General features: G+C 71.7%; 6 protein-coding genes and 1 pseudogene. 2 read left to right on the top strand and 5 right to left on the bottom strand.

The annotated features are described in order from the left end of the window. Nucleotides 1-430 precede the first annotated feature (430 nt). Nucleotides 431-1,471, top strand: coding sequence for an acyl-CoA desaturase (locus ABZT12_RS36660; protein ID WP_356393340.1), 1,041 nt, complete (start codon nucleotides 431-433; stop codon nucleotides 1,469-1,471). A gap of 24 nt (nucleotides 1,472-1,495) precedes the next feature. Here the strand turns inward: ABZT12_RS36660 and ABZT12_RS36655 are convergent, their stop codons facing one another. The 3 genes from ABZT12_RS36655 to ABZT12_RS36645 form a co-directional block, all read right to left on the bottom strand. Continuing rightward, entirely contained in the window at nucleotides 1,496-1,975 is a 480-nt protein-coding gene (locus tag ABZT12_RS36655) for a MarR family winged helix-turn-helix transcriptional regulator (RefSeq protein WP_356393337.1), read from the bottom strand. 9 nt (nucleotides 1,976-1,984) lie between these two features. Further along, nucleotides 1,985-3,064 (bottom strand): alkene reductase, encoded by a 1,080-nt coding sequence (locus tag ABZT12_RS36650; RefSeq protein ID WP_356393334.1) that lies wholly within the window; start codon nucleotides 3,062-3,064, stop codon nucleotides 1,985-1,987. Nucleotides 3,065-3,232: 168 nt separating this feature from the next. Continuing rightward, a complete protein-coding gene (locus ABZT12_RS36645) occupies nucleotides 3,233-4,147 on the bottom strand; it encodes an NADP-dependent oxidoreductase (RefSeq protein ID WP_356393332.1) in 915 nt (304 codons plus the stop codon). A gap of 171 nt (nucleotides 4,148-4,318) precedes the next feature. On the opposite strand from ABZT12_RS36645, the pseudogene ABZT12_RS36640 reads away from it, so the two are divergent. Next, a pseudogene (locus ABZT12_RS36640) lies at nucleotides 4,319-4,581 on the top strand (VOC family protein); the annotation flags it as partial. Between the two features lie 257 nt (nucleotides 4,582-4,838). On the opposite strand, the gene ABZT12_RS36635 reads toward ABZT12_RS36640, so the two are convergent. Continuing rightward, nucleotides 4,839-5,420 carry a hypothetical protein gene (locus tag ABZT12_RS36635; protein WP_356393330.1) on the bottom strand — a complete coding sequence of 194 codons (582 nt, stop codon included), beginning with the start codon at nucleotides 5,418-5,420 and terminating at the stop codon, nucleotides 4,839-4,841. Between the two features lie 206 nt (nucleotides 5,421-5,626). Next, nucleotides 5,627-7,078: a protein kinase gene (locus tag ABZT12_RS36630; RefSeq protein WP_356393327.1), complete on the bottom strand. Its 1,452-nt coding sequence runs from the start codon at nucleotides 7,076-7,078 to the stop codon at nucleotides 5,627-5,629. Nucleotides 7,079-7,143: the final 65 nt, after the last annotated feature.

Genomic DNA, 7,143 nt, shown 5'->3' with positions numbered 1-7,143 from the left:
CCTGGCTTCGAAACTCCACCACCGCACCGTCCTGCCAACTGCAACTACATGTACTGCTGCCCGGCAGTTCGTGTCTGCCCGGGCCCTGCGGTCTCGCTTGTTACGAGAGAAACCATAGCCACAGCGCGAGCCAATGTCTACTCCAGCCATCACAGATTTCTCGGGACCCGCGGCGCAGGTTGCCTGCGCCCCGTGCCGAGGGAAACTCCCCCGCAGACGTCGCTCCCGCTCCCGGGGAGGACGGGCGCCCGCCCGCGCGGTCCAGGTTTCGGGCCCCCTCCGCGACTGTTTGAGAGCTGCCCGGCGGGAAACCCGCCTCCTTCAGCGGGCCTGTGCCACCGGTCGAGGAAGCGTGTCCGCCCAGACCGGTCTCAGCGGCTCCCGGGGCGGCTCCAAGCCACCTGCCCCATTCGCAGAGAGCCTTGCCTTCATGACGAGTACCACGGTGGGACCCCCGCCCCCGGAAACCTCCGGCAGTGACTTCGCCCGGCTGTCGAGAACAATCGCGGACGCCGGACTGCTGGGGCGCCGGCCCGGCTATTACGCGCTTCGGATCACCACGGTGGCCGGGCTCTACGCCGGCGGATGGGCCGCCTTCGCACTCGTCGGCGACAGCTGGTGGACGCTGGCGGTCGCGGCCTTCCTGGCCGTCGTTTTCGGCCAGGTCGCCCTGGTCGCCCACGATGTGGCCCACCGGCAGGTGTTCCGCCGGCGCCGGGTCAGCGACGTGTCCGGGCGGATGGCCGCGGCGAGTATCGGTATGGGGTACGGCTGGTGGCAGGACAAGCACACCCGTCACCACGCCAACCCCAACAACGAGGACCTCGACCCCGACCTCGACCCCGACCTGCTGGTCTGGTCCCAGGACCAGGCCCGGGCCGCCACCGGACTCCCCCGCCTGATCGGCCGCTGGCAGGCCTTTCTCTTCTTCCCGCTGCTCACCTTGGAGGCCTTCAGCCTGCACGTGTCGAGCGGGCGGGCGCTGGCCAACCGCTCGCTCAAGCACCGCACGCTCGACGGCGCCCTGCTGTTCGCGCACTGCGCGCTCTACCTGACGGTCCTGTTCTGGTTCCTGCCGCCCGGCATGGCGATCGCCTTCCTCGCCGTTCACCAGTGCCTGTTCGGCCTCTACCTCGGCTCGCTCTTCGCCCCCAACCACAAGGGCATGCCGATTCTCACGGGCGACAACCGCCCGGACTTCCTGCGCCGCCAGGTACTCACCTCACGCAACGTGAACGGCGGCTGGTTCGCCGACCTCGCCCTGGGCGGCCTCAACCACCAGATCGAGCATCACCTGTTTCCCAGCATGCCCAGCCCCAACCTGCGCAAGGCCCGCATCCTGGTCCGCCGCTACTGCGAGGAACTGGGCGTGGACTACCTGGAGACCGGCCTGATCGCCTCCTACCGGCAGGCACTCACCAGCCTCCACCAGGCCGGAGCACCCCTGCGACGCCCCCGCGCCCACGCCTAGCCCCGCCGCAGTGCCACCCGTCGCCTACTCGCCCGGCGGGGTGTGGTGGTCGTGGTCCCTGACCGACTGCTCGATGGCGTAGGCGGTCTTGATGAAGGTCTCGATCTGGTCCGCGGTCAGCTCCTGGACGGAGAGTTCCTCCAGGGCGCGCCACATGTCGGCGATGGGTTCGCGCAGGGCGCGGCCGACGTCGGTGAGCCGGACCACCATGACGCGCCGGTCGTGTTCGGCCGGTTCCCGGGTGAGGAGTCCGGCGTCCTGCATGCGGCGCAGCGACTTGGAGACGGTGGAGTGGTCGAGGCTGACCTTGTCCAGCAGTTCGGACTGCGTCTGGCCGTCACGGTCGAAGAGCTGCATCAGCAGCAGTTCCTGGCCGGTGTGCAGGTTCATGCCGCGGAGCATGGTGGCGGCGTGGCCCCGGTGGGCGCGGGCGAGCTGGAAGATGGCGTAGCTGAGGCGTCCGTCGCGCGCCGTGCTGGGGGGAGTTGGCGCGGGGTCGGTCATCGCTGCTCCTCAAACGTCGCCGCGAACCGGGTAGTCGGTGTATCCGATTTCGCCGCCGCTGTAGAAGGTGGCCGGGTCGGGGGCGTTCAGCGGCATTCCGGAGCGTACCCGCTCGGCCAGGTCGGGGTTGGCCAGGGCCAGTGCGCCGACAGTGACGATGTCGGCCCGGCCGTCGGCGACGTCCTTGGCGCGCACGGCCAGGTCGGCGCCCGCACGGTTGAGGACGAGCGTTCCGGGCCACAACGACCGCAGGGTGTCCAGCAGTTCGTCGTCGCCGCCGGTGTGCAGCAGGTGGAGGTAGGCCAGGTTCAGCGGAGCGAGGGCGCGCACCAGCGCCGGGTACAGCTCCTGGGCGTCGTCCTCGCGGATGTCGTTGTAGGGGTTGCCGGGGGACAGACGGATGCCGGTGCGTCCGGCACCGATCTCGTCGGCGACGGCCGCGGCGACCTCGACGGCGAAGCGGATGCGGTTGCCGACGGGGCCGCCGTAGCGGTCGGTGCGCTGATTGGCGTTGCCGGACAGGAACTGGTGGACGAGGTAGCCGTTGGCGCCGTGGATCTCCACGCCGTCCGCACCGGCCGCGACGGCGCCCGCGGCGGCGCGGCGGTAGTCGTCGACCGTCGTGGCGACCTCCTGGGTGGACAGGGCCCGGGGCCGCGGCATCTCCCGCGGCCCGGACGCGGTGAACATCACCCCTGCCGGACGCACCGGGGAGGGCGCCACCGGCTGCCGTCCGTGCGGAGTGTTGTCGGGATGCGCGATCCGTCCCACGTGCATCAGCTGTACGACGATGCGCCCGTCGGCGGCGTGTACGGCGTCGGTGACCTTGCGCCACCCGGCCACCTGTTCCTCGGTGTGGAGGCCGGGTGTCAGCAGGTAGCCCTGCCCGTCGGCGGACGGCTGGGTGCCCTCGGTGATGATGAGCGCGTTCGAGGCCCGCTGGGCGTAGTACCTGGCGTTCAGCTCGGTCGGTACGCCCTCCGCGGTGCTGCGACCGCGCGTCATCGGGGCCATGGCCAGCCGGTGCGGCAGCCGGATGTCCCCGGCGCGGGCGGGCTGCCACAGGGCGTTGAGGTCGGCGGTGGGCATGGGGGCTCCTCTTTCGGTGGGCCTGGACGAGGGCAGCACAAGTGACTGAGATTGCTGAGGTGGCTGAGGTGGCCGCGGGCCGGGTGGGGAACGGGGCCGGCCGGCCCGCGGCACTCTCGCGGGGGCCGGCCCCCGCAGTTACGGGGGTCGGCCTCCCGCGGGGGGAGGTCAGTCGATGGTGAGGACGAGTTTGCCGCGGCTGTGTCCGGTGTCGCTGGCCTGCTGGGCCTTGGCCGCGTGGGTGAGGGGGTAGGTGGCGCCGACCGTGATGGACAGCGCGCCGTGGGCGGCCTGTTGGGCGAGTTCGGCCAGTCGGGCGGCCGAGCGGCGTTGTGGGCCTTCGGCGAAGACGATGCCGAGTTCGCGGGCGCGGAAGTCGGCGGTGGTGACGATCCGGTCGGTGGTGCCGCGCAGGGTGATGGAGTCTTCCAGGGCGCCCTTGCCCGCCGCGTCGAACACGGCGTCCACGCCTTGGGGGGCGACCGCGCGGACGCGCTCGACCAGGTCCGGTCCGTAGATGAGCGCGGTGGCGCCGAGTGAGGTGAGGTACTCCTGGTTGGCCGGGCCGGCGGTGCCGATGACGTGGGCGCCGCGGGCGGTGGCGAGCTGGACGGCGACGGTGCCCAGCGCGCCGGACGCGCCGTGGATGAGCAGGGTTTCGCCGGCTTTGACGTCGAGCAGGTCCAGGACCCGCTCGGCGCCGTCACTGGCCACCGGCAGGGCGGCCGCGTGCGTCCAGTCCAGGCCGGCCGGCTTGGGGGCGAGAACGGTGGCGGTGGCGAGTGCGTACTGGGCGTAGGAGCCGGTGTCGGACCAGCCGAGGACCTCGTCGCCCACCTTCAGGATGTCGACGCCTTCACCGAGGGCGTCGACGACGCCGGCGATCTCCCCGCCGGGGATGGCGGGCAGGGTGGTGGGAAAGACGGCCTCCATGGTGCCGGAGCGGATCTTGCCGTCCACCGGGTTGACGCCCACCGCCCGGACGCGGACGCGGACCTGGCCGGGGCCGGGTTCGGGGGTGTCGGTCTCCGTCTCGTGCAGGACCTCGACGCCGCCGAACGTGTCGAAAACGATGGCCTTCATGACTGCTGTCTCCTGGGTCGAGCGGGCTGCAACCAATTATGTGGCTGGACACATAAAACGTAGCACCGATTACGTGGCTAGCCAAGTATTGGGTGGAGGCCTCGACTGTCCCGTAGGCGACAGTGATCTCGACCGCGGGTGGTGTCACCGCTACGGTCATAGGTGTCTTCGCAGGTGGCCGGTGACAACGGCTTCCACGTCATGGCCTACGACGTGCCCGCGCAACTGCCCTGGAACCAGGGCGAGAACCCGTTCTTCGTCTCGGTGCGCGGCGAGGACACCGCGGAGATCAGCGCCCTGTGGGGCAGGCCCGCCGAGGGCTCGGTCATCGTGCGTCCGCTGAGCCCGCGCAGTGGGCACCGCTGTACGGCATGCTCGCCGACCGCTCCGGCATCACCTGGGTCCTGGACGTCACCGCTCCGTACAACGGCTGAACCAGCCGGCCGGCCTGACATGCCTGCGCCGTCCGGGCCGCCGCAGCCGCACGGGCGGCCCGGACGGCGCAGGCACCGAACACGTACAGCAGCGGAAGAAAACGGGGCCCCTCGGGGATGCGAAAGCTGGGACGGGCGGCCGCGCGGGGTGCGGCGTCCTCGTCGGCCGACGTCCGCCCCGCCTCTCCCCCGTTGCAGGCAGCCGGGGTTCGATCACGAGGTGGCCGACCGGGCCGTACCCGCCGCGAGCAGATCCCTCAAGAGTGCCGGGAGATGAGGGGGGTGGCGGCGGAGCGAGCCCGCTGCCACATACCGGGGAGCTGCTCCTCGGGGCGCTGCTGCTCACCGTGCAGGGCGTTGAGCACCACCAGGCATCCGGTCAGGGCCGGCACCGCCCACTGCGCGCAGGCCAGCTGGCGCTGGGCGGTGGCGAGGTCGATCGGATGCTGGGCGGCCTCTTGGGCGTCCTGCGGGTCGGGGGAAGAGGCCAGCTCGACTTTCTTGCCCAGGACACGGGCGTAGGCGGTGACGGCCAGGGCCGCGGCGGTGACGACGGCCTTGGCCGCGGTGGAGGCCCCCACGCCTTTCTGGGCGGCGACCCGGTGAGCGTTCACCGCGAGGAGTCCGCCGCCGCCGAAGAGGTGCGCGCCGATGGCCGCGGCGTTGACCGGCGTCCACTTCGCCCACCCTGACGAGGCGATCCGGGCCCCGGCCTGGGCCGTCTCGCTTTCGTCCTTCGCCGCCCTGTTGAGACCGACCGCGCCCATGAGGGAGCCGCCGAACCAGGCTGCCAGACCCACATCGTGCAGGCTGCGGATGAGGGTGTTGCGATCGGACATGACAGTGCTCCTTGCGACGGGGGACGGGTGCCGACCGGAACGTCGAGCCCCACCCCACCCTCACCCGAGCCCGGCCCCGCCGCCATCACGACTGACCCGGACGGATGCAAGGCCCCCGGGTGGAGACGGTGTCCCCCGCGCCACCCGGAAGACAGGCGTTCCGGTGGCTTGGGGGAACGGGCGCCTGGTTCTGCGCTCCGTCAGGGTTACTTCTTGGCCTTCTTGGCCTTCTTCTCTTTCTCGGGGCTCTCGGGGTTCTCCGTCTTCTTCGCCTGGCCGGGCGGCTGGTGTGTGGTCTCGGCCGTGGTGCTGCTCTGTTCTGCCGCGGCAGTCGTGGCGGCCGTGGCGGTGTCGCTCGGTGTTCGCACCGAGGCCGTGGGGCTGTGGGTGGCCGCCGTGATGTTCTGGCCGTCGACGGCGGAGCCGCTGGGGTCCGGCGCGTCGCCGGCAGGACTGCCGGCGGCATCACCGGCGGCGGAGGCGGGCGTCCCCGTCGAAGCCGTGGCCGCCTTCTTCTCCACCGCGCCGCCGCCGCCGGGGGACTGCGACTTCCCGGCCGCGGAGCTGGTGACCCGGGTCCTGCTCTCGTCCTTGCCGTGCGACCCGGCGTTGTCGGTGACGGCGAAGGCGGTGGCCATGACGGCGGCGAGCGCGACGCCCGCGCCGGCCACCAGGGTGCGCCCCCGCACGGGGGTGGTGCGCGGAGCTGCCGGTGGTTGCCCGGGCAGCGGGTCGCTGTGGGTGCGGCCGGCCGTCGGCGCCAGGCCGGGAGCGGGGACGAGACTGGTGACGGGTGCCGACGCGGTGCCCGTGAGAGAGCCCGCGTCCGCGTCCTCAGCCGCAGCCGCCAGCGCGCGGGCGCAGTCGCCGGCTGTGGGGCGGTCCTGTTCGTCGAGGGCCGTCATGTTCCGTACGACGTCGGCCAGTTGGCGTGGCACCTGAGGGGGCACCACGGGTTGGCGGTGCAGCCGGGCGATCGCGGCTTCGAGCGGGCCGCCGTCGTACTCGAGTCTGCCCGTGAGGCATTCGAGGAGGACGAGGCCGAGGGCGTAGACATCGGCGGGCCGGCCGACGGGTTTGCCCAGGACCTGCTCGGGCGAGAGGTAGGCCGCGGTGCCGGTCAGGGTGCCGGTGGCGGTGCGGGTGGTGGCGTCCAGCAGCCGGGAGATACCGAAGTCCGTCAGGTAGGGGTGCTGGGAGGCGTCCAGAAGGATGTTGGACGGTTTGACGTCTCGATGGACGATTTTCGCTTCGTGTGCGTGAGTCAGCGCCTGGGCGAGTTCGGCGCCGAGTGCGGCGGTGGCCCGGAAGGAGAGCGGGCCGTCGGCGATGCGGTCCTTCAGCGTGGTGCCTTCGATCAGTTGCAGGACCAGGAAGACACGTCCGTCGTGCTGTCCGGCGTCGTAGACGGTGACGAGTCCGGGGTGGGTCAGCCGGGCCAGGATCACGGCCTCGGCGTGCACGTTCTCCCCGACATCGCCACCCGTGTCGGACCGGAAGACCTTGACCGCGACCGGTCGCCTCAGCCGCAGATCGAACCCTCGGTGGACATCCGCGGCGCCGCCCGAGCCGAGCAGGCCGTCGAGGCGGTACCGGCCGCTGAGTATGTCGGCGGAACACCGGGAAATTCCGGCCCGAGCCGAGTCACGAAGCCTCAATCTCCCTCTCCCACCGCATCGAGGGGCGAACCTGCCCCGGCGAGCCGTGGCCGGCGCGCCGCCGC

Source organism: Streptomyces sp. NPDC005423, assembly GCF_040606415.1.
GTDB lineage: Bacteria > Actinomycetota > Actinomycetes > Streptomycetales > Streptomycetaceae > Streptomyces.
This window is presented reverse-complemented; position numbering and strand designations above follow the sequence as displayed.